At 70.5% G+C, this 20,453-nt stretch carries 19 protein-coding genes and 1 pseudogene; 10 read left to right on the top strand and 10 right to left on the bottom strand.

All coding sequences use genetic code 11. From position 1 onward, the window contains the following. Nucleotides 1-9 precede the first annotated feature (9 nt). Complete coding sequence (locus tag ACZ7M3_RS10620) at nucleotides 10-969, bottom strand: SDR family NAD(P)-dependent oxidoreductase (protein ID WP_472062329.1); 960 nt, start codon at nucleotides 967-969, stop codon at nucleotides 10-12. A gap of 473 nt (nucleotides 970-1,442) precedes the next feature. Beyond that, nucleotides 1,443-2,480, bottom strand: a complete 1,038-nt coding sequence (locus ACZ7M3_RS10615) for a PHP domain-containing protein (RefSeq protein ID WP_472062328.1) — start codon at nucleotides 2,478-2,480, stop codon at nucleotides 1,443-1,445. A 127-nt stretch (nucleotides 2,481-2,607) separates the two neighbouring features. On the opposite strand from ACZ7M3_RS10615, the gene ACZ7M3_RS10610 reads away from it, so the two are divergent. From ACZ7M3_RS10610 to ACZ7M3_RS10595, 4 genes are all read left to right on the top strand, one after another. Continuing rightward, the gene (locus ACZ7M3_RS10610; protein WP_355301748.1) at nucleotides 2,608-2,844 is read left to right on the top strand and encodes a hypothetical protein; all 237 of its coding nucleotides are present in this window, start codon (nucleotides 2,608-2,610) and stop codon (nucleotides 2,842-2,844) included. Nucleotides 2,845-3,077: 233 nt separating this feature from the next. Then, on the top strand, nucleotides 3,078-3,464 hold the full coding sequence (locus tag ACZ7M3_RS10605; RefSeq protein WP_075028061.1) for a hypothetical protein: 387 nt from the start codon (nucleotides 3,078-3,080) through the stop codon (nucleotides 3,462-3,464). A gap of 3 nt (nucleotides 3,465-3,467) precedes the next feature. Beyond that, nucleotides 3,468-4,196, top strand: a complete 729-nt coding sequence (locus ACZ7M3_RS10600) for a hypothetical protein (RefSeq protein WP_472062326.1) — start codon at nucleotides 3,468-3,470, stop codon at nucleotides 4,194-4,196. Then, nucleotides 4,193-4,570 (top strand): peptidase inhibitor family I36 protein, encoded by a 378-nt coding sequence (locus ACZ7M3_RS10595; protein WP_373558896.1) that lies wholly within the window; start codon nucleotides 4,193-4,195, stop codon nucleotides 4,568-4,570. Before ACZ7M3_RS10600 ends, ACZ7M3_RS10595 begins: the two co-directional genes overlap by 4 nt. Before the next feature lie 132 nt (nucleotides 4,571-4,702). Here ACZ7M3_RS10595 and ACZ7M3_RS10590 read toward each other — a convergent pair whose 3' ends face one another. The 3 genes from ACZ7M3_RS10590 to otr(A) all read right to left on the bottom strand — a co-directional run bounded on the left by ACZ7M3_RS10590 (nucleotide 4,703) and on the right by otr(A) (nucleotide 8,145). Beyond that, complete coding sequence (locus tag ACZ7M3_RS10590; protein WP_452963556.1) at nucleotides 4,703-5,284, bottom strand: VanZ family protein; 582 nt, start codon at nucleotides 5,282-5,284, stop codon at nucleotides 4,703-4,705. Between the two features lie 156 nt (nucleotides 5,285-5,440). Continuing rightward, nucleotides 5,441-6,103 (bottom strand): DUF4230 domain-containing protein, encoded by a 663-nt coding sequence (locus ACZ7M3_RS10585; protein WP_097287784.1) that lies wholly within the window; start codon nucleotides 6,101-6,103, stop codon nucleotides 5,441-5,443. Nucleotides 6,104-6,288: 185 nt separating this feature from the next. Next, on the bottom strand, nucleotides 6,289-8,145 hold the full coding sequence (gene otr(A) / locus ACZ7M3_RS10580) for a tetracycline resistance ribosomal protection protein Otr(A) (protein WP_472062323.1): 1,857 nt from the start codon (nucleotides 8,143-8,145) through the stop codon (nucleotides 6,289-6,291). A gap of 247 nt (nucleotides 8,146-8,392) precedes the next feature. Here otr(A) and ACZ7M3_RS10575 point away from each other — a divergent pair, with 247 nt between their 5' ends. After that, nucleotides 8,393-9,346: a ribose-phosphate diphosphokinase gene (locus ACZ7M3_RS10575; RefSeq protein WP_351295969.1), complete on the top strand. Its 954-nt coding sequence runs from the start codon at nucleotides 8,393-8,395 to the stop codon at nucleotides 9,344-9,346. A gap of 101 nt (nucleotides 9,347-9,447) precedes the next feature. Continuing rightward, nucleotides 9,448-9,573 (top strand): annotated as a pseudogene (locus ACZ7M3_RS10570) (GTP-binding protein); the annotation flags it as partial. A gap of 754 nt (nucleotides 9,574-10,327) precedes the next feature. On the opposite strand, the gene ACZ7M3_RS10565 reads toward ACZ7M3_RS10570, so the two are convergent. Both ACZ7M3_RS10565 and ACZ7M3_RS10560 read right to left on the bottom strand, forming a co-directional pair. After that, complete coding sequence (locus ACZ7M3_RS10565) at nucleotides 10,328-11,446, bottom strand: fatty acid desaturase family protein (RefSeq protein ID WP_472062321.1); 1,119 nt, start codon at nucleotides 11,444-11,446, stop codon at nucleotides 10,328-10,330. Between the two features lie 7 nt (nucleotides 11,447-11,453). Beyond that, nucleotides 11,454-12,518 (bottom strand): ferredoxin reductase, encoded by a 1,065-nt coding sequence (locus ACZ7M3_RS10560; RefSeq protein ID WP_472062320.1) that lies wholly within the window; start codon nucleotides 12,516-12,518, stop codon nucleotides 11,454-11,456. Nucleotides 12,519-12,605: 87 nt separating this feature from the next. Here ACZ7M3_RS10560 and ACZ7M3_RS10555 point away from each other — a divergent pair, with 87 nt between their 5' ends. The 3 genes from ACZ7M3_RS10555 to ACZ7M3_RS10545 all read left to right on the top strand — a co-directional run bounded on the left by ACZ7M3_RS10555 (nucleotide 12,606) and on the right by ACZ7M3_RS10545 (nucleotide 15,316). Next, entirely contained in the window at nucleotides 12,606-13,745 is a 1,140-nt protein-coding gene (locus tag ACZ7M3_RS10555; protein ID WP_472062318.1) for a PucR family transcriptional regulator, read from the top strand. 562 nt (nucleotides 13,746-14,307) lie between these two features. Next, a complete protein-coding gene (locus ACZ7M3_RS10550) occupies nucleotides 14,308-14,685 on the top strand; it encodes a thioredoxin family protein (RefSeq protein ID WP_472062316.1) in 378 nt (125 codons plus the stop codon). A 214-nt stretch (nucleotides 14,686-14,899) separates the two neighbouring features. Then, complete coding sequence (locus ACZ7M3_RS10545; protein WP_472062314.1) at nucleotides 14,900-15,316, top strand: RICIN domain-containing protein; 417 nt, start codon at nucleotides 14,900-14,902, stop codon at nucleotides 15,314-15,316. Nucleotides 15,317-15,381: 65 nt separating this feature from the next. On the opposite strand, the gene ACZ7M3_RS10540 is transcribed toward ACZ7M3_RS10545, so the two are convergent. From ACZ7M3_RS10540 to ACZ7M3_RS10530, 3 genes are all read right to left on the bottom strand, one after another. Beyond that, nucleotides 15,382-16,101, bottom strand: a complete 720-nt coding sequence (locus ACZ7M3_RS10540) for an SDR family oxidoreductase (protein ID WP_472062312.1) — start codon at nucleotides 16,099-16,101, stop codon at nucleotides 15,382-15,384. Nucleotides 16,102-16,167: 66 nt separating this feature from the next. After that, complete coding sequence (locus ACZ7M3_RS10535; protein ID WP_472062310.1) at nucleotides 16,168-18,648, bottom strand: SpoIIE family protein phosphatase; 2,481 nt, start codon at nucleotides 18,646-18,648, stop codon at nucleotides 16,168-16,170. Between the two features lie 172 nt (nucleotides 18,649-18,820). Next, on the bottom strand, nucleotides 18,821-19,657 hold the full coding sequence (locus tag ACZ7M3_RS10530; protein WP_472062308.1) for an LLM class F420-dependent oxidoreductase: 837 nt from the start codon (nucleotides 19,655-19,657) through the stop codon (nucleotides 18,821-18,823). A gap of 233 nt (nucleotides 19,658-19,890) precedes the next feature. Here ACZ7M3_RS10530 and ACZ7M3_RS10525 point away from each other — a divergent pair, with 233 nt between their 5' ends. Continuing rightward, nucleotides 19,891-20,322: a hypothetical protein gene (locus tag ACZ7M3_RS10525; RefSeq protein ID WP_472062306.1), complete on the top strand. Its 432-nt coding sequence runs from the start codon at nucleotides 19,891-19,893 to the stop codon at nucleotides 20,320-20,322. The last annotated feature ends 131 nt before the right edge of the window (nucleotides 20,323-20,453 follow it).

Below are 20,453 nucleotides of genomic sequence, written 5' to 3'. Positions count from 1 at the left end.
CCGGGCGCGTCACGCGAACGCGTTCACCCCGGTCAGCTCCGCCGACAGCGTCCACAGCCGCGCGGCCTGCTCGGGGTCGATCGCGTAGTCGCGTACGCCGGTCCGCTCGCCGTCCGCCGGAGCGACCTCGGCGATGTCGCAGTCCTCGCAGTACACCCCGCCCAGGCCGGCCAACTGGGGTGAGGTCGCGGCCCACACCTGGGTCGCCGCACCCTCCTGGGGCGACTTGAAGCCGGACGGGTTCAGCGGGTTGCCGGCCTCGTCGATCCAGCCGCGCTCCACCATCTCCTCCTTGGCGAGGTGGCGCTGCAGCGGGGTGAGGATGCCGCCGGGGTGGAGGGCGAAGGCCCGTACGCCGGACTCCCGGCCGAGCCGGTCGAGGTGGACGGCGAACAGGATGTTCGCGGTCTTCGCCTGCCCGTACGCGTCCCACTTGTCGTAGCCGGTGCGCCAGTGCACGTCGTCCCAGCGGATCCCCGAGTTGTGGTGACCGCCCGAGGAGACGGAGACGACCCGTGCGCCGCCCGGCTCGATCGCGGGCCACAGACGGTTCACGAGCGCGAAGTGGCCGAGGTGGTTGGTCGCGAACTGGGCCTCCCAGCCGGGACCGACGCGGGTCTCAGGGCAGGCCATGATCCCGGCGTTGTCGATGACGACGTCGATGGTGCGGCCGGAGGCGAGGAAGCGTTCGGCGAAGTCGCGGACGCTGTCGAGGTCGCCGAGGTCGAGCTCGTCCACCTCGACCCCCTCGATGCCCTCCACGGCCTCCCTGGCCACGTCCGGGCGGCGCGCCGGCACGACGACGTGGGCGCCCGCCTTGGTGAGCGCGCGGGTGGTCTCCAGGCCGAGCCCCGAGTACCCGCCGGTGACGATCGCGAGCTTCCCGGTCAGGTCGACGCCCTGGAGGACGTCGTCGGCGGTGCTGTGGGCGCCGAACCCCGAGCCGATCTTGTGCTGTGCAGTGGTCATGTTTCGACGCTACGGATTGGAGAGCACTCGAAGTCAAGCGGAGGCCGCCGCCCACGGAGGGGGCAGCAGCGCAGGGCGGGGGCAGCAGGGCGGGCCGGGCATGCAGGGCGCCAGACATGAAAAGGCCCCGACCGGACGGGGGAATCTCGGTCGGGGCCGTCTGTGGTGGGCACGGATGGCGGTCACCTCTCGGCGAGAGGCTCCACAGGGCTTCAGCCGAACGATCGTCCCTGTGGGCAAAGGTGAGGCCCGGGGACACTGTCCCATCCGCACCCACGGTTGGTTTAACGGGGAACTACCGATGGGTGTTCCCGCGTGACCTGGGCAGGCGCGGTGATCTGTGTCACCCGGAGGGGGCAAGAGGGGCGGACGGTTCTCGGGTCGCCGGACGACTCACGTCTCTGCTCGCCGTACGGCTTCACGCGTCCGGGCGCTCGGGCTCGGATGTGCTCTCGCCTCCCAGCGTACGCCCGTCAGGTGTTGGTCACACGGGTCGGCGCCGTCCGCGACCGCGTCCAGGCCAAGAGCTCGTCCTCGCTCCAGGTGGTGATCACGCGCTCGGCGGGCACTCCGCACTCCTCGGCCCGCGCGCAGCCGTGGATCTGCCAGTCGAGCTGGCCGGGGGCGTGCGCGTCGGTGTCGATCGAGAAGAGCACGCCCGCGTCGAGCGCCCGGCGCAGAAGCCGGCGCGGTGGGTCGAGCCGTTCCGGACGGCAGTTGATCTCCACGGCCGTACCGGACTCCGCGCAGGCGGCGAAGACCGCGTCCGCGTCGAACTCCGACTCGGGCCGCCGCCGCTCGGTGAGCAGCCGACCCGTGCAGTGCCCGAGCACGTCCGCGAGCGGATTGCGTACGGCGGTGACCATACGGCGGGTCATCGCCCCGGCGTCCATGCGCAGCTTGGAGTGCACCGACACCACCACGACGTCCAGCGACTCCAACAACTCCGGCTCCTGGTCGAGCGACCCGTCGTCGAGGATGTCGCACTCGATGCCGGTGAGCAGCCGGAAGGGAGCCCACCGGCGGTTGAGCTCCGCCACCACCGCCACCTGCTCGCGCAGCCGCTCGGGGGACAGGCCCCGCGCCACGGTCAGCCGCGGCGAGTGGTCCGTGAGCACCGCCCACTCGTGCTCGAGGCGCGCGGCGGTCCGGCCCATCGTCTCGATCGGGCTGCCGCCGTCCGACCAGTCGGAGTGCAGATGGCAGTCGCCGCGCAGCAGCGACCGCAGCCGTTCGCCGCCCTCGGCGAGGGGGCCCGCGGCCTCCTGTTCCAGCGTCTCGAGATAGCCGGGCAGCCGACCGGCCACCGCCTCGCGCACGACCTGCGCCGTCTTCGGCCCGATGCCCTTCAGCGACTCCAGGGTTCCGGCGGCGACGCGCCTGTCGACCTCCCCGGCGGGCAGCGCGGCCAGCACGGCCTGCGCGGTACGGAAGGCCCGTACGCGATAGGTGGGGGCCTGGGTGCGCTCCAGCAGGAACGCGATCCGGTCCAGGGCCTCGACGGGATCCATCGGCACCACCTTCCGTGAGCTCCCCACCCCTTTCAAGCCCTTCAAGCCTTGCCCAGCCGCCGTCGGCCCGCACGGCGGGGTGTCACTCACCACGGCCCGCTCGCGGGAATCGATCTACGCTCTAGGCATGACCGAAATCTCGAGCCCCCACATCTCCTACCCGCGGGTCATGGTGCTCGGGGTGCAGCCGTGCGACCCGCCGTTTCGCATCATGGAGATCGACGGGGAAATGGTCGGCGAGGCGAAGTCGATCACCGATGTCCTGACGATCGCCGGCTCCCACGGGATCCACATCCACGATCTCGACGACCCGGACGTGGTGCGCTGGGTGGGCGGCGACAAGTTCACCTGGGCGCACCGCTAGGGCCTGTCCGGCGGATCAGGTCGCGGCGCCGGACGGCTGGATCGAGGGGCGGGGAGCGCGCGGACCTCGGGGTTCGCGCCGGTGTGAGCTGTCGCGGAAGGAGTGACCCCGCACCCCAGGAAAGATCACCAAAGGGTGGGAACCCGGCATGAGCCGATTCCCGCGAGGGCACGGTTGATCTTGCCGGGTGATCGCGACCGCCCCGGCGTCCCCTCTTCCCTCCGGGAGTCGTCATGCCCCGTGGCTTCGCCGTGCCCGCCGCCGCCCTCCTCGCCTCGACCGGCCTGCTGGCCTCGACCGCCCTCCTCGCCGCCGTACCGGCGAGCGCGGCGACGCACGGCGCGTCGCGGGCCGGAGACGTGTGCTTCTGGACCGCCGCCGGACAGCACGGCTCGTCGTGGTGCTACACCCCACCGGGCTATACGGACGTCCCGGAGTTCCTGCACGACAAAGCCGCATCCTTCAGGTCCAACGCCGACACCGCCGTGTACGCCATCGACTGGGGCCGCGGCACCTGCTACGCCCGGCTGATCCGGGCGCACGACCTGGCCGACAACTGGCCCTGGGGCGCCCGGCTCGACGGCGTCGCCGACACCATGATGGGCTGCGAGGTCGGCTGACCCGTGCGACTCCTTCGCGCGCTCGCCGCCGCCGCGCTCGCGGTGCTGGCGTTGACGGGATGCTCCACGGCGACGGCGCAGCGGGCCGTGCCCCCGCTGCCCAGGACCGAGCGCGACCGCAACGACCTCATCGACACCGCCCAGCAGGTGCTCGTCGACCGCTGTCTGGCCCGGCGGGGACTGACCCTCCCGAACGCCTCGGCCCCGCAGGACCACAGCGCCTCGGCCCCGCAGGACCGCCGACTGCAGGGCGCCCTCTTCGGCCGCGGCCACCCCGAACTCTCCGTCACCCTCGCCACCGGCTATACCGTCACCGCCCACACGGACGGCTGCCTCGCCGCCGCCGAGCGCGATCTCTACGGCGACCAGCGGCTCTGGTTCCGTACCCGGGTCGTGGTGAACAACCTGCGGGCCGAGGCCCAGCAGCGCATGAAGCGCGACCCCGACTACCGTGCCGCGACCGCCCGCTGGACCCGCTGCGTCACCCCGGCGCACGAGGCCCGCCCCGGCCGCCCCGACCCCGCCGTCTCCACGCGCTGCGCACATGAGAGCGGCCTCACCCGGCTGCGGGCGCGGCTGGAACCGGCCCTGCTGGCCCGGGTCCGCGCCGAGCGGCACGGACAACTGACCACCTACCGGCAGCTGCGCACCCGCGCACTGCGCCGCGCGGCGGATCTGTACGCCGAGCGGACCGTCCAGGTAACCCTGAAGAAAGGCAGTGACCCTTCGTGATCACCCAGCGTCTCGCCCTCTCCGCCGCCGCGGCCCTGCTCGCCCTCACCGGCGGCCTCGCTCTGGCCACCCCCTCCGGCGCGGCCGACTGCCCCAGCGGCAACTTCTGCGTCTGGGAGAACGCCAACTTCGACGGCCAGCGCGCCAACTGGTCGGGGGACGACGGCTGGTGGGAGAGCTGGATCGCCGACACCGACTCCTCCTGGGCCAACCACGCCATCTCGGGCCCCGGCGTCAAGGACCACGTGAAGGTCTACGAGGACGCCTGGCAGGGCGGCGCCATGACCATCTGTCTCGGACCGGGGGAGGAGGTCGGCTACAACGCCGTGGCGAACGACCGGGGTGACTCGCACACCTGGTCCATGGGCTGCTGAGAGGCCGACCCCAGTCGCTCGCCCCCAGTCGATCGACTCCGGCCGATCGACTCCGGCCGATCGACTTCGGCCGATCAACGCCGTCCGCCCGCGGTGGGGGCCGCGGGCGGACGGGTCATGCCGTGCGGCCCCTCATGCCTTCGGGGCCCCGCGCCGGTTGCGCCGGCCCTGCCGACGGCGCTTGGGATGCACCGCCCGGCCGATCCGCCGTCCCAGCAGCAGATAACCCACCAGCGCTCCGGACGTGTTGAGGATGACGTCGTCGATGTCGAAGGCGCGTCCGGTGATCAGCGTGCCCTGGACCAACTCGACCAGCAGCATCACCACCGCGGTGAGCAGCAGAACGCGCAGGATCCCCCGGGCTTTCGGAATCAGCACGGGCACCAGCACGCCGAACGGCACACCGAGCACGACGTTCCCGCCGATCTGCTTCACGGCGTCGCGCAGCGCCGGCTGGTCGAGATAGGCCCGCAGAGAACTGCCGGGGTGCAGATTGGTGTGGATCAGCGCCCTCGACGCCGGTGACGGCTCGAGCGTCAGCCGGGCCAGCGCGACCGCGAACGCCACCATGGCCACGAAGGCCAGCAGCATCACGAGCAGCCGCACGGGCAGCGGGAGCGACTTGCGCTCCTGCGCGGGTACCGATGACCGTCGACCGGATTTCGCCGTACCGGTGGTGCGCAGGGTGCTCAGGAGTGACGCCGTACGGACCATTCGATTCTCCCGGTTTCAACTTTTCTCCAGGTAGGGCGGTTACCCGCAAAGCGTCCTTCGATGCCGAGCCCCGCGCGACGGAAGGAGGGGGTGGAGGCGGGGCCCGGTGGGGCGACGGCCTCGCCCCACCGGACCCTCACCGGAGTGCAGCCCGGCTCAGGCGCCGTAACTCACGCTCACCTCCTTGAAGCCGAGGGAGCGCAGCAGACCGTCGAGCATGCCGGTGGTGTTCTCCTCGGCCCGCTTGGTGAGCTCGCTGTCCTTCGCCGCGTCGCCGATGTGCTTGACCGCGAGCTTCTGCACGGCCTGTTCGCTGTCCGGGTTGTCGGAGAAGAAGTCGCCGAGCCGGTCGAGCAGCCCACGCTGTTTGGAGACGGCGTACGAACGGTTGGGGTCGAGTGCGGGCTTGCCGAGGAACGCGTGCGGCAGCCGCAGGGTGGCCGTGGTGCGGTCGGCGTCGACCGTCACGTCCTTCTTGGCGAGCGAACCGAGGTCGACATACGCCTCGACCGTGCCGGCCCCCACGTACAGCGTGCGGGTGCCGCGGATCGCGTCGGGCAGATACTTGGCATCCTTCTCCAGGTCCACCACCACCTGGAAGTTGCCCGAGGCGGCGTCGTAACGGCTCATGTCCTGGATGGACTTGAGGAGGGCTGGTCCGGAGCGGTCGTGCGTCTGGGTGCCGAACAGGTCGCGCAGCCCAGGCAGAACGGCCAGGCGCAGCCCGGCGAACAGCACCACGAGCACCAGCACGACGGCAGTGATCGCCTTGGCCCACGCCGGCATGCGCTTGGGCAGGCGCTTGATGGACGTCGTCATTCGACGGTCCTCCTTCCTGCTCACCGAATGCCCCCCAAATCACCTACTAGGCCGCCCTGTTGGCGGATTGACGTCGCTGACGGGGAGCGCGGGCGGGAGCGCGTCCACTGCGGCGGCACCGGCCACCGCACTTCGCCGTACGCCGAATGAGCGCCGCGTCCGCCCGCCGTACCGCATCCGCCGCACTACACGCGGTGGTCCCCCGACGGGCGGGACCACCAGACCCCTTCTCCGTGGGTGAGGCCCGGCAGCCGCAGCTCGACCTCCCGTACATGCCGGGCCGGCAGCTCGCCGGTGACGAGCCAGGAGGTCCGGCCGCCGGTCGTCTCCCCGAACTGCGCGCCGTGCGCGGCGAGCCGAGCCGTGACCGGGGCCAGCGCATCGAGCGGGAGCTCCACCTCGAAGGCGTGGTACGGCTCGTACACCCGCGTCCCCGCCCGCTCCAGCGCGCGTCGCAGTACCACCGGGGTGAGGCCGCGGAAGTCGGCGGCCGTGCTGAGCGGCCCGACGAATCCGGAACGGACCAGCGTCACCCGGTAGTCCGTGACCGGCCGCCCGTGCCGACCGGAGAGCAGGGTCGCGTGGACCGTGTCCTCGATCGCCAGGTGGAAGGCCCGGGGCAGCGCACCGAGTTCGGTCTCGTACGTGAAGACACCTCCGGAGCCGTGCGGTCCGGGCTCGATCCGCAGCCCGACCGTGGCCCAGAACCCGACGTGCCCGTGCCGCTGGATCTCCTCGCAGGCCTCGCCGGTGCCGTCCGGCCGTTCCAGGAACCGCACCCGGCTCGGCTCGAACTCCGCCTCGATGCCGAAGTCCTGGGCGAGCGTGGCCGCCAGGACCTCCTTCTGCACCTCGCCGTAGAGGAGGAGCGCGGTGCTGCCGGACGCGGCGGGCCGGGCGTGCATCAGCGGGTCCTGGTCGGCCAGTGCGAGGAGGGCCGAGCGCAGCGGGGCCGCCTGGTCGGGGTGCCGGGCCCGGACGAGGGTCTCCAGGGTCGGCGCCGCGAACTGCGGCGCACGGTCGGTGACCTCGCCGAGCCGATCGCCGACGCGGATGCCGGCGACGCCCCGGAGCGCGGCGATGTTGCCCGCGGTCAAGGTGGCGGCCCCCGGCCGCCCCACGACCTCCAGTTCCCGGGCCCGGCCGGGGACCTGAGTGGCGCGTCCGTCGGCCTCGCGCCGGGTGAACGCGAGCCGCTGACGACGCGTCACTTCACCGCCGTACAGACGCAGATACGCCGTGCGCTCGCCGCCGGGTCCGGGGCGCACGGCGAACACCGTGCCCCGTGGCTCGGCGGAGTCGGGGGCCGTCGGGCGCGGGACGAGCCGGCTCAGCCCTTCGATCAGCTCGGTGACTCCTTGCCCGCCCAGGGCGGACCCGAAGAAGACCGGGTGGAGGGAGCCGTCGGCGGTGCGCGCGACGAGCGCGGCCGCCAGGTCGTCCGGGGCCGGCGGAGGGCCGTCCACGACCGCGGTGAGGACGTCCGTGTCCACCTCCGCGAGTGTGCCGGCCGCCGTCTCGTCCAGCGGACGCGGGACGACCCGGGCGCGCGCGGTGCCGAGGCCGCGCACACCGACGAGCGGGACGACGTACGGCGTGAGGCGGCGCCGGATGTCGTCGAGGAGTCCCGCCTCCCGCGCACCCGCCCGGTCGATCTTGTTGACGAAGATCAGGGTGGGCAGCCCGAGCCGTCGCAGGGTCTTCATCAGGACGCGCGTCTGTGCCTGCACGCCCTCCACGGCGGACAGGAGCAGCACGGCGCCGTCGAGGACCTCCAGGGCGCGCTCGACCTCGGCGATGAAGTCGGCGTGCCCGGGGGTGTCGATGAGGTTGATCTGGACGTCACCGACGGTGAAGGCGGCGACGGCCGAGCGGATGGTGATTCCGCGCCGGCGCTCGATCTCCCCGTCGTCCGTGCGGGTGTCACCGGCGTCGACGCTGCCGAGCCGGTCGATGGCGCCGGCGTCGAAGAGCAGCCGCTCGGTGAGGCTGGTCTTACCCGCGTCGACGTGGGCCAGAATGCCGATGTTCAGAGTGTCCATGCGTGATCGAGTCCTCGGGATCAGTCGTCCGGTGGGGGCGCTGAGAAGTTCCGAGGAATCGGCGCATGTCGTTCTCCCGTGGGTGAGGGGCGCTGGCGGATCCATCCTGGCGTATGCCCCGTGACCGTGCGCAACCGAATTTCCCCCGGTGGGAGTACCCGGGCGGGGCCCAGTAGCATGAGGCACGCATCCCGGGTCGATCATGCCGACCGGCGGCGCACCCGGATCGATCTTGCGAGGAGCGGTCGTGCGTGACATCGCCGTGTTCAGCGGTAGTGCCCATCCCGAGCTGGCGGCAGAGGTCTGTGCCCATCTCGGCGTGCCCCTCAGCCCGACCCGGGTCAGCCGGTTCGCCAACGACTGCCTGGAGGTCCAGCTCCAGGCCAACTGTCGTGAGCGCGATGTGTTCCTCGTGCAACCGCTGGTCACCCCCGTGCAGGAGCATCTCGTCGAACTGCTGATGATGTGCGACGCGGCGCGTGGTGCCTCCGCCGGGCGGATCACCGTGGTCATGCCCCACTATTCGTACGCCCGTTCGGACAAGAAGGACATGCCGCGGATCTCCATGGGCGGGCGGCTGGTCGCCGACCTGCTGGTGGCGGCCGGGGCCAGCCGCGTCCTCGCGATGACACTGCACTCCCCGCAGGTCCACGGGTTCTTCTCGGTGCCGGTCGACCATCTGCACGCCCTGCGGGAGCTCGCCGCGCACTTCCGCGGTCACGATCTGTCGCGTACGACGGTCGTGTCGCCGGACCTGGGCAACGCCAAGGAGGCCGCGGCCTTCGCCCGGCTGATCGGCGCCCAGGTGGCCGCCGGTGCCAAGCAGCGGTTCGCCGACGACCGGGTGAGCATCAGCTCCGTCATCGGTGAGATCACCGGGCGCGATGTCATCGTCCTCGACGACGAGATCGCCAAGGGCAGTACGGTCCTCGAACTCCTGGAGCGGCTGCGGGAGTTGGGGCCTCGGTCCATCCGGGTCGCCTGCACCCACGGGCTGTTCGCGGCGGGCGCGCTCAAGCGGCTGAGCGAGCAGGAGGACGTCCTGGAGATCGTGTGCACCAACACCGTGCCGGTGCCGGTCGAGGAACACACCGAGAAGCTGCGGATCCTGTCCATCGCCCCGGCGCTCGCCGAGGCCGTGCGCCGCATTCACAACGGTGAGTCAGTCAGTGCCCTGTTCGACGCGCCCCCGAGCGAGTAATCAGGAAGGGCGCCCCTTCCTGACCTCGTTCAGCGCTCGGCCCCCGCCAGGAAGCGGCGCAGCAACGCTCGGCGTCACCCAGGTGATCAGGAGGGTGCGCAGTGGCGCAGGCGAACTTCGAGCGGACCGAGCCGCATGTCGACATCGCCACCATCGGGCACATCGACCACGGGAAGACGACACTCACGGCGGCCGTGACGAAGGTCCCGCACGACCGGTTTCCCGAGTGCTCGGTAACGGGCATGCCGGGTTCGGGAGGCGTTCGCGAACGCTCGCACCGCTCAGCGGCTACTTCATCACCCAAATCTCGTTCGCCGCCTTCGCCGAGGACGACTCCTTGGAGATCATCCTCAGAAAGGGACCGTCGAGCCCCGACGTCGTGATCGAGCTCTCCAACCTCCATCTCCGTCTCGAAGCCCCCCGAGATTTCCGGCTGCTTCATCGACGCAATCTCCCTGATCCATCTCCCGAAGACCCCGCGCCCTTGGCCCGGAGACGCCGCCAGCCGTGTCCGACGATTCGATGGACTGCCGGAACTCGCGCGGACACGACCAGATGACAGGCTTCATCACGACACCCTCGACGCCGCCCAGGGCGCCCACCCGGTCCAGGGCCGTCTCGATGCTGTCGGTGACCGGGACCGGGCGGATCGCGGGCGGTCCGCCGTCCCGCAGGTCCAGCGATCGTCCGCGGCGCTCCGAGTACGGCTTCGACCGCCAGTCGGTCACAGAACGAGTGGGTTCCGGCTCGGCCGGCCGTATGGGTCTGGGTGTGGGTGCTGGTGCTCGGAGGCCTGGACGAATCTTGAGCGGAAGCCTGGTGCCTTGCCCTGAAGGTCGGGCTGCGCGGTAGCGGGCAGGGACCGCTACCGGCGAGGATTCCCGTCGTGACCGCAGGCGTGCCGCCCACCGTCCGCAACGGATCTCACCGAACCCGGCGGTGCCGCCGGTACGGCCGAAAGATCTGAACCAATACCGGGAATCAGGCCGCGACGAGCTCCTGCTCGCGGTCCGGCGTCTTGACCTTGGGCTTCTTGTTCGGCAGCGAGAGCCGGAAGACCTTGTGCCACGCGGAGAACACCTGCTTGGGCAGCGGCCCGGTGACGTACTCCAGCTCGTACTTTTCGAACAGCGCGCGCACCTTCACCGCGACCTCGGCGTACCGGTTGCTCGGCAGGTCCGGGAACAGGTGGTGCTCGATCTGGTGCGACAGGTTGCCGGTCATGAAGTGCATGGCCCTGCTGCCGCTGATGTTCGCCGAGCCCATCATCTGGCGCAGGTACCACTGGCCGCGCGTCTCGCCCTTGATCGACCGGCGCTCGAAGACCTGCACGCCCTCGGGGAAGTGCCCGCACATGATCACCGAGTGGGACCAGATGTTGCGGACCAGGTTCGCGGTGAACGTGGCGGCGAGCGTGGTGAGGAACGACGGGCCCGACAGCAGCGGGTGGATCACGTAGTCCTTGAGCACCTGCTTGCGGATCTTGCGGCCCACGGCCTTGGCCCGCGCGCGGAACTCCGGGTTCTTGCGGCGGCGCTTGTGCAGGTTCTTGCCGAGCTCCAGGTCGTACGCTGCGATGCCGTACTCGAAGAAGCAGGCGTTGATGAAGTTCCACAGCGGCTGGCCGAGGTGGAACGGGTGCCACTTCTGGTCCTCGTCGACGCGCATGATGCCGTAGCCGAGGTCGTTGTCCTTGCCGATCACGTTGGTGTACGTGTGGTGCAGCTCGTTGTGCGAGTGCTTCCACTGCTCGGACGGCGAGACGTGATCCCACTCCCAGGTGGTGGAGTGGATCTTCGGGTCTCGCATCCAGTCCCACTGGCCGTGCAGGATGTTGTGGCCGATCTCCATGTTGTCCATGATCTTCGCCACGGACAGACCGGCGGTGCCGAGCAGCCACGCGGGCGGGAAGAACGAGAACAGCAGCACGCCCCTGCTGACCAGCTCGAGCTTGCGCTGCGCCGAGATGACCTTGCGGATGTAGGCGGCGTCCTTCTCGCCGCGGCCGGCGATCACCTCGTCGCGGATCGCGTCCAGCTCGCGGCCAAGCTCCTCGATCTGCTCCGCGGTCAGGTGGGCGGTGGGGTCGATGGCGGTCAAGGTGCTCCTACCGTTCGATGTCGCAGGGGCCCGCCGCGGCGGACACGCAGGTCTGGATGAGGACGCCCGGCTCGGCCTCGGTGATCTCGCCGGTGCGCAGGTCGCGGACGGCGCCCGCCTTGAGCGGCGTGATGCAGCCGAAGCAGATGCCCATGCGGCACCCGGAGGGCATGAGCACGCCGGCCTCCTCGCCGATGTCCAGCAACGGCGTGGCGCCGTCCGCGTCGACGGTCTTGCCGGTGGCGCTGAACGTGACCTCGCCGCCGCCGCCGCCGCCGTCGCCGGCGACGATGCTGGGGCGGAAGCGTTCGGTGTGCAGGCGCTCTTGTACGCCGTGCTCGGTCCAGTGCTCTTCGGCGGCGTCGAGCAGGCCCGCGGGCCCGCAAGCCCAGGTCTCGCGCTCGGCCCAGTCGGGCACGAGTTCGTCGAGACGGGCGATGTCGAGCATGCCGTCCGTGTCGGTGTGCACCTCGGTGAGCCGCAGCTTCTTGTCCGCGACCAGGTCGTGCAGTTCGTCGCGGAAGATCACGTCTTGCGGCTGTGGCGCGCAGTGGACCATGACGACGTCGTCGAACTCGATGTCGCGCAGCATGCCCATCACGGGCGTGATGCCGCTGCCGGCCGTCAGGTAGAGCACCTTGGCGGGCTTGGCCTGCGGCAGCAGGAAGTCACCGGTCGGCTGGTCGAGCTGGATCAGCGTGCCCGGTGTAGCCCTGCGGACCAGGTGGTTGCTGACCTTGCCGTCCGGAATCGCCTTCACGGTGATCGTGACGCGGCCGTCCAGGCGGTTTGTCGGCGAGGTGATGGAGTAGGCACGCCACAGGCGCACCCCGTCGACGTCGACCCCGATCCGCACGTACTGACCGGCTGTGTGGCCGCGCCAGCCCCGTCCCGGCCTGATCACGACAGTCGCGGCGTCACCCGTCTCGGGGTGCACGGCCTCGATGCGCCCCCGCAGGTCAGCGCCCGCACGCAGCGGGCTGACCAGGTCGAGGTAGTCCGACGGCAGCAGCGGCGTCGTGACCATCTCCAGCAGTTTCCACGCCCTGCTGCGGAGGGCTGCACTCGTCATGACTCCAGCTTGCTGCGCCTCAAGGCGTAAAGTCCTGACCGCAGGACGTAAATCTGGTCGGCTGAATTGTTCGCAGGGAACAAAAAAGTGAACCATGCAATCCGGAGGGCCAGCGAACTGGCCCTGGACGAGACGACGGTCACCGCACTTCGGGCCGCGCTGAAGAGCACCGCCGACGAGGTCGTCCAGGCGATCATTGACGAGGTCCCTCCCTACGCCAACGCCCTTTCGGGCCGCATGGGCGGCACCATCCGCAAGGCCGTCCGCACGGCCCTGGGGCACTACCTGGACCTCGCGAGCGGGAACGCCACAGGCGGCGACGGCGGTGACGCGGCCTACGAGCTGGGCCGCGGCGAGGTGCGCGACGGCCGTTCGATGGACGCCCTGCTCAGCGCCTACCGCGTCGGCGCCCGCGTGGCCTGGCGATGCCTGGCAGCGGGTGCCGTACCCGCGGGTCTGCCCGCCGCCGAGGTCGCCAAGTTCGCCGAGCTGACCTTCGCCTACATCGACGAGCTCTCCGCCGCGAGCGCCGCGGGCCACGCCGACGAACTGGCCGCCCAGGGCAGGGCCCACGAGCGCCACCTGGAACACCTGGCCCGCGACCTCCTCGCCGGCGCCGGCCCGGACGCGCTGCTGGCCTCTGTTCAACGGGCCGGGTGGCAGCCTCCGGTTTCGCTGACCGCGGTCCTGCTGCCCGCCGCCCAGGCCCGGCCTGCCTACCGCGCGCTCGACCCGAGCACCCTCGTCCTCGACGATCTGCCGGACGCCACCGGTGTGCTGCTCGTCCCCGATGCCGACCGATCACGTCTCTTGCGGCAGCTGACCGACCGCACCGCCGTGGTCGGCCCGGCCCGGCCATGGACCCGTGCGTCCGCCTCGTACGCACGAGCCGTACGCGCGCGCTCCCTCTCCTCTGATATTCGCGACACCGAGGACCACCTGCCCGAGCTGGTGCTGAGCGCCGACGTGGACGCGTTCGCAGACCTGCGTGCCCGAGCCCTCGCACCGTTGCGGACCTTGCCTGTCGCGACCGCACGGCGGCTGGAGGAGACGTTGCGGGCGTGGCTGCTGCACCAGGGCAGGCGGGACGAGGTGGCGGCGGCGTTGTTCGTCCATCCCCAGACAGTCCGGTACCGGATGTCGCAGCTGCGGGAGCTGTTTCCGGATCTCGCATCGCCACAGCGGGTCCTTGAACTGACGCTGGCGGTCGGTCTTCGGGGCAGCTGACGCGTACGTCGACCGTCCACGCCCGCGTCCGCGAGCAGTCCAGGAATCGTGCCTCGTTCTCGGTGCCATCAGCCGGCTCATGCGGCCCGGGGAAGAGCGGTATTGGCCAGCTGGGACCGGGGGTTGATGTGAAGACCGGACAAGGCCTCGGGAAGCCCGTCGGGGGCGCTGTCTCTGAGAAGCGCGGTGGCGGATACGGCTCGACTGAATCCGGTGGACGATGCGCACCGGCCCGATCGTCGACGCGCTCATCGAGCATCTGGTCGGTGATCTGGGCCGCCATGCCCTGGAAAACGGCTTTCATGTCGTCGTGGAGGCCGCTGTCCTGGCACGAGCTGACCCACGGGCGCGCGGCGGGCTGCAGCTGGGTGACCGGCGGGGCGGCGAGGCCGGGTCACCAGGGGCGGGGGGCCGGGCCGCTCGCGCCGGGGACCACCGTGGTTCTGCGACGGCCCCGTGCCTCCCTTCCGACAGGTCAACCGGACGATTGACCGGGCCGGCCTGGCACACCGCGCGAGGGATGATGGGGATGGAATGACGGAACGTGAGGTCAGGAGTTTCCATGGCGAAGCGGGTTCACCGACCCCGTGAGGACGCGGAGTTCGATTTCATCCTCGGGATGAGCGGAGTTCCGGTCCTCGCATACTTCACCGGGACATGGCCCAAGGCAATCGAGCCGTGCCGGGTGATGGACCTCGTCGTGGGTGACATCGCAGACGAGTACACGGGCCGCCTGACGGCCGTCCGCACCGACATGACGCGCTGTCCGGCCGCAACCGAGCGATACGGTACGTGTTCGCCGACAACCCGCTGGAGTTCTACCGGGGTTCGGCCACCGCACGGGCGTCACCTCGCTGCCGGTCGACACCGGCTCGCACGCGCTCGCGACGGGCGGCAGTCCGGTCGTCATCAGGCTGCCCGGAGGACGCCTGGTCTATAACGCGGCCGGCAGCGGCAACGTCTGGGTCAACGAGAGCGGACGCAGCGACGGTACGTGGAAGGAGTACCAGACGACCTCGAAGGCCGGCTACAGCCGCAGTCTGCAGTACGTCGACGCCACCGGCCGCATCGCGGTCCTCAACAACCAGGGCACCTCCACGATCGCCTACGCCGAGGTCGACCTCGGCCGATCGGGCGGCGCCTACTACCAGTTGGTGAACCGCGGGACCGGCCAGGTGATCGGCACCGGGAACAAGACCAACGACGCGAACATCGGCAACGCGGACGTCCCCGACGTCGTCCTGGAGGACCCCGGCTCCGCGGCGAACCCGGACACCCAGTACTGGCACGTGGTGTCCGAGCCGAACGGCGGTGTGAGCCTGCTGAACAAGTCCGGCGGCCGCGCGGCGGCCGTCTGGACCGGCAACGCGACGGCCGGGCAGCGGATCGGCCAGTGGGTCGACAACAGCGCCGCCGGCAGCTGGAACCTCGTCAAGACCACCGACGGGTTCTACAGACTCCAGTCGGTCAGGAACACGAACCTGTACCTGACCGGCCCGTCCGACCATGCGCCGCTCACCTTGCAGAACGCGCTCACGGACGGCTCGCAGGACTGGGAACTCGTCCGGTAGCCGCCTCACACAGGCCCCCGAGAGGCTCCGCCCCCCACCGGCGGAGCCTCAGGGGGATGCCGTTCTCAGGCGCTGTTGCGGCCGATGCTCGCGCCGCCGTCGACGCGCAGGATCTGGCCGGTGATGAAACCCGCCTTCTCGGAGAGCAGGAAGGCGATGGCGGCTGCGAGCTCGTCCGGGCGCCCGAACCTTCCCATGGGAACAGTCGCCAGGTAGCGGGCGGCTGAGGCCGACCCGGGCGGGTTGGTCTCCCGGAACAACTCGGTCTCGGTGGGGCCCGGGGCGACAGCGTTGACGGTGATCCCGTGTGCGGCGAGCTCTCCGGCCCAGCCTCGTGTCAAGAACTCCAGGGCGGCCTTGGCCGCACCGTAGGACGTTCGACCGGGCAGCCCCAGGGTGACCAGGCTGGTGACGTTCACCACGCGGCCCCAGGACCGCTCCAGCATGCCGGGCAGGACGGCCTGGACGATCTGGACCGCGGTGCGCACGTTCATGTCGAGAACCGCGTCGAGGTCGGACAGAGCGACCTCCCCGACGGGCGCGGGCCGCACCGTCCCCACATTGTTGACCACGGCGTCGACCGGTCCCGCGCCGATCACTTCGCCCAGGACCTGATCGGTGGCCGCACGGTCGGCGAGGTCGGCTTCGTGGAACTCGCCGGGAAAGGACTGCGGTGCGCTGCGGGCGATGCCCACGGGGGTGTGGCCTTCTCCTGCCAGCTGCTCGGCGAGGGCGCGGCCGATGCCTTTGGAGGCGCCCGTGATGAGTACTCGTCTGCGGGTCATGGGTTCACTCCTTCGCTGCGCTGATCTGCGCATCGATTGTGTGTGTGGGGGGCGGGTGGGTTCGCCTCAGGCGGCCGCCGGTCGGAGGCCGGATGTGTGGGGGAGGTTCTGTTCGGCCCAGACGACCTTGCCGCCCGGTATCGGGCGGGAGCCCCACCTGCGGGACAGGTTGGTGACGAGGAAGAGGCCGCGGCCGTTCTCGTCCAGGGTGCGTGCGCGACGCGGACGCGGGGTGCAGAGGCCGGTGTCGGACACTTCGCAGGTCAGGACTCGGTGCCGGACGAGCCGTAGCTCGATCTGTCCGGTGCCGTGGCGGATGGCGTTGGTGACGAGTTCGCTGACGATCAGTTTCGTGGCGTCCTGAAGACCGTGCAGGCCCCATTCCGTCAGCTGTCGTGCGGCCAGGGTGCGGGCGCTGCTGACGGCGGACTGGTCACCGGGCAGTGTCCAGGAGGCGACCCGGGCCGGGTTGAGGGAGCGGGTGCGGACGAGGAGGAGTGTGACGTCGTCGCACGGTGCCTGGTCCGGAAGGGACTGCGTTGCGATGTCGCAGAGGTCTTCCAGGGACCGGCCCGGTTGTGCGAGGACGCTGCCCAGCCGGCGCATTCCCTCTTCGATGTCGTGGTCGCGGGTCTCGATCAGGCCGTCGGTGTACAGGGCGAGGATGCTTCCCTCGGCCAGTTCCACTTCCACGGATTCGGGGGGGTCCCCCAGGCCGACACCCAGGGGGGCTCCGGGGGGCAGGTCGAGGTACGTGACCTGCCCCTGCGGGTCGATGATCGCGGGCGGGGGATGCCCGGCGCTCGCCATGGTGCACCGGCGGGTGGCCGGGTCGTAGACGGCGTACAGGCAGGTGGCGCCCACCACCGCGGGGGTCTGGTCCGGGCTGTCGGCGTCTTCCTCGCCCAGTCGCTGGACCGTGTCGTCGAGGTGGGCCAGCAGTTCGTCGGGGGGCAGTTCCATGGTGGCGAGGGTGTGGACGGCGGTGCGGAGCCTGCCCATGGTCGCGGCGGCGTGGAGGCCGTGTCCGATCACGTCGCCGACGACGAGCGCCACCCGTGCGCCGGACAGCGGGATCACGTCGAACCAGTCGCCGCCGACACCGTGGTCCAGGTCCGCGGGCAGGTAGCGCGACGCCGCCTCGACCGCTGTGCCGCCTGTCAACCGGCGGGGCAGCAGATGGCGTTGCAGTGTGAGGGCGGCGGTGTGTTTGCGGGCGTACTGACGGGCGTTGTGCAACGACTGCGCGGCGCGGCCGACGAGTTCTTCGGCCAGGAGGAGATCGACCTCATGGAACGGCACGGGATCCTTCGTGCGGACGAACAGCGCCACGCCCAGCAGGGAGCGCCGTGCACGGATGGGTACGATCATGATCGAGTGCGCGCCGTGCTCGCGGACGCTGCGCGCCAGTTCCGGCATCTCGTCGATCCATGTGCCCGGGGCGGTGTCCAGGACCGGCTCCAGGAAGGACTTCCCGGTACGCAGGACGTCGGTGAAGGGTGAGACCGGCGGCACGAACACCGGCTCGCCGGACGCCCAGGGGTTGTCCGGGACCCCCTGGTGGATCGAGGCCAGACCGGCACGCCGGAGAGCGGGGAGATGCTTGCCCGTCGCGCCGATGCGGACCGGGGGCCCCTCCCCGAACGAGATCGACTGCTCCAGGTCCACGGCGACGTGGTCGGCGAGCAACGGCACGGCCAGGTCGGCCAGTTCCTGGCCGGCCTGCGTCACATCCAGGGTGCTGCCCAGACGCGTACTGGCCTGGCTGAGGACGGCGAGGCGCTCACGCGTCCGCCGGCTCGCGGTGACGTCAGCGCCGATGATGCACACCCCCAGCGCTCGGCCGTCGGCGCCCTGGAGGCACTGGAACGAAACCGCGAACTGGTGCTCCGGGCCCTGACTCGTCGGCAGCCACGTCCGGTACTCGTGGATCTTGGTCGCACCGTTCTGGAGAACCTGCCGCATCACCGCCTCGATCGTTTCGGCATTGACACCGGGCAGTACCTCGGTGAACCGACGTCCGAGACGTCGGTCACGGGACAGGCCGTCGTGGTTCTCGGCAACGTCGTTCACGTAGGTGGACCGCAGTTGCCGGTCACGGATGCCGACACCGATCGGCGCGCGGGCGAGAAGCGGTCCCCGCACCGATCGGTCGATCGCGTCCCCGGACTGCGGGACGGCGTCGGTCACGGACGCGAGCCATCGCGCTGTCCCGTCCTGACCGTGCAACATCGTGAGCCGTACGCTGGCGTCGAGTACGCGGCCGTCCCGGTGGCGCACTGCCGTCGCCCCTGACCACCCGTTTTCGGCCCGGCACTGCTCGACAAACGCTGATGTCGTCGTCGCTTCCTTGAAGGACGGCAGCACGAGTGCGGCGGACCGGCCCACGACGTCCCCGGCACAGAATCCGACGAGCCGCTCGGCGGTGTGTGTCCATGCGGCGACCGTCCCCTGCTCGTCGAGCAGCGCGATGGCCGTGTCGGATATATCAGACGCGTTCAACTGCTTGCCGAGTGTCACTGCGTCGATGCTGATCGTGGTCGTCAAGTGCTGTCCTCGGGAGTCTGGGAAAGCCGGCGGTATGGGGCTCCGGCGGTGTGCCCCTTTTCTCCCCTGATGACCGGATAGGGGTCGGTTTTGTGACAGCGCTGCAGCCGTGACTGGTACAGCTCCCGTCATCCAGGTCGTCGCAGGGCTGTGGAGGGCGCCGTTCCTGGGCTCAGGCCAGCCGGCCCAGCGCTTGTGCCAGTGGCTCCAGCACGGCGGGGGTGCAGGGCGGCGGCAGGTAGACGATGGCAAGCTCCGCACCGGCCTCGCCGAGCTCGGCGGCGGTGGCCGCCGTCGCGGCCGGATCGCCGCTGAACCGCACCTGGCCCGACAGCAGGATCTCCGCCGGGTCCCGGCGGACGTCGGCGCAGTGCCGGTGGAGTACGTCGCGCGCGCGGATGAACTGCCCGACCGTGCCGCTGTCGAAGTTCCAGTGCTGTGCGAAGCGGGCGGCGGTGCGCAGGGTGCGCTTCTCGCCGCTGCCGCCGATGCACAGCGGCGGGTGCGGCCGCTGCACGGGCTTGGGGTTGCAGCGGGCGCCGGTCAGCTCGTAGTAGCTGCCTTTGAACGTCGTGCTCTCCCGGCTGAGCAGACCGGTGATGACCTCGCACGCCTCTTCGAACCGGTCGCTGCGCTCTTTCGGGGTGCCCAGCTCGATGCCGTAGGCACTGGACTCCTCCTGGTTCCAGCCGGTCCCGAGGCCGAGCTCCAGCCGGCCGCCGGACACGATGTCGAGCGTTGCCGCCATGTTGGCCAGCACCGCAGGATGCCGGTAGTGGATGCCGGTGACCAGCGTGCCCATCCGCAGCCGGCTGGTCGCCTGTGCCAGCGCGGTCAGCGTGATCCAGCCCTCCAGGCGGGGGAGGGCCGGGTCGGCGCTGTGCGTCGGGTAGAAGTGGTCGGAGGTCCAGCCGGACTCGAACATCCCGATGTCGTCGGCGGCCCGCCACACCTGGAGCATGGCGTCCCAAGTCGTACTCTGCGGTGACGTCTTGAAGGCAAAACGCATGCGGCCACGCTAGTGCGACGCGCGTCCCTCCCCGGACGTCGCAGGCCGCCGCGAAGCGCTCGCCGTGACGGCCGCGCCGGTCAAGGCCGAAGCGGTCCGGCTGGTTCGGGAGTTCTGGCGCCCGCTGTCAGTCGCCGATGCGATGATCCCCGCACACGACAGCGAAGGAGACCCCTCTTGGACAGCGGGGACACCAGGCCCTTCGGCAACGACGTCAGGGCAATCGGGCTCGTGTGCAGACCGGGGCCTCCGCAATGAGCTACAGCCTGAGCCTCTACAGGTTCTTGGACGGTGAGCCGGCCGAGCCGGACATGGACGTGGTCCGGGCGGTCCTTTCGCCCTGTGACGCCGCGCCCGAGAAGGCGGCCGAGGGCGATAGGGAGTTCTGGATCCGTGCCGCCGACGGCAGCGAGGCCGAGGTGTTCGTCTTCGACAGCGGCATCGGCGTCGAACGCCCGCAGGCCGGCGACGTGTGGAAGATCATCATCGAGCTGGCGGACCGGCTCGGAGCGGGGATCCTCATTCCCGACGGCACGTTCTTGTGCCGTGAGGACATGCGGGGACACCTTCCCGAGGGCCTGGAGAGCGATGCTGTTTTCGTCCCGGAGATCACCCTCGAAGTCTTTGAGAGAGCCGCGGGGCCGTTCAGCCCTCCGCTGACCTGATGTCCGGCCTCGCGCGGGGAACTTCGCCTCCGTCGCCGCCCCGACCCGGCGACCGGGTACGGACCCGATCGCCCGGGAGTCCGGGAGCAACCTTTCCGGCTTCTGCGGCCACTGAACAGCGCACCATCGAC

The sequence above is a fragment of the Streptomyces sp. NPDC111656 genome (assembly GCF_055656965.1).
Note: the sequence above shows the minus strand (reverse complement) of the source record. Positions and strands in the feature narration are given on the sequence as shown.

What these genes read in the sequence shown, in the direction of transcription:
- ACZ7M3_RS10620 (WP_472062329.1), bottom strand. Translation starts at nt 969, where the DNA reads ATGACCACTGCACAGCACAAGATCGGCTCGGGGTTCGGCGCCCACAGC.
- ACZ7M3_RS10615 (WP_472062328.1), bottom strand. Translation starts at nt 2,480, where the DNA reads ATGGATCCCGTCGAGGCCCTGGACCGGATCGCGTTCCTGCTGGAGCGC.
- ACZ7M3_RS10610 (WP_355301748.1), top strand. Translation starts at nt 2,608, where the DNA reads ATGACCGAAATCTCGAGCCCCCACATCTCCTACCCGCGGGTCATGGTG.
- ACZ7M3_RS10605 (WP_075028061.1), top strand. Translation starts at nt 3,078, where the DNA reads ATGCCCCGTGGCTTCGCCGTGCCCGCCGCCGCCCTCCTCGCCTCGACC.
- ACZ7M3_RS10590 (WP_452963556.1), bottom strand. Translation starts at nt 5,284, where the DNA reads ATGGTCCGTACGGCGTCACTCCTGAGCACCCTGCGCACCACCGGTACG.
- ACZ7M3_RS10585 (WP_097287784.1), bottom strand. Translation starts at nt 6,103, where the DNA reads ATGACGACGTCCATCAAGCGCCTGCCCAAGCGCATGCCGGCGTGGGCC.
- ACZ7M3_RS10560 (WP_472062320.1), bottom strand. Translation starts at nt 12,518, where the DNA reads ATGACGAGTGCAGCCCTCCGCAGCAGGGCGTGGAAACTGCTGGAGATG.
- ACZ7M3_RS10550 (WP_472062316.1), top strand. Translation starts at nt 14,308, where the DNA reads ATGGCGAAGCGGGTTCACCGACCCCGTGAGGACGCGGAGTTCGATTTC.
- ACZ7M3_RS10540 (WP_472062312.1), bottom strand. Translation starts at nt 16,101, where the DNA reads ATGACCCGCAGACGAGTACTCATCACGGGCGCCTCCAAAGGCATCGGC.
- ACZ7M3_RS10530 (WP_472062308.1), bottom strand. Translation starts at nt 19,657, where the DNA reads ATGCGTTTTGCCTTCAAGACGTCACCGCAGAGTACGACTTGGGACGCC.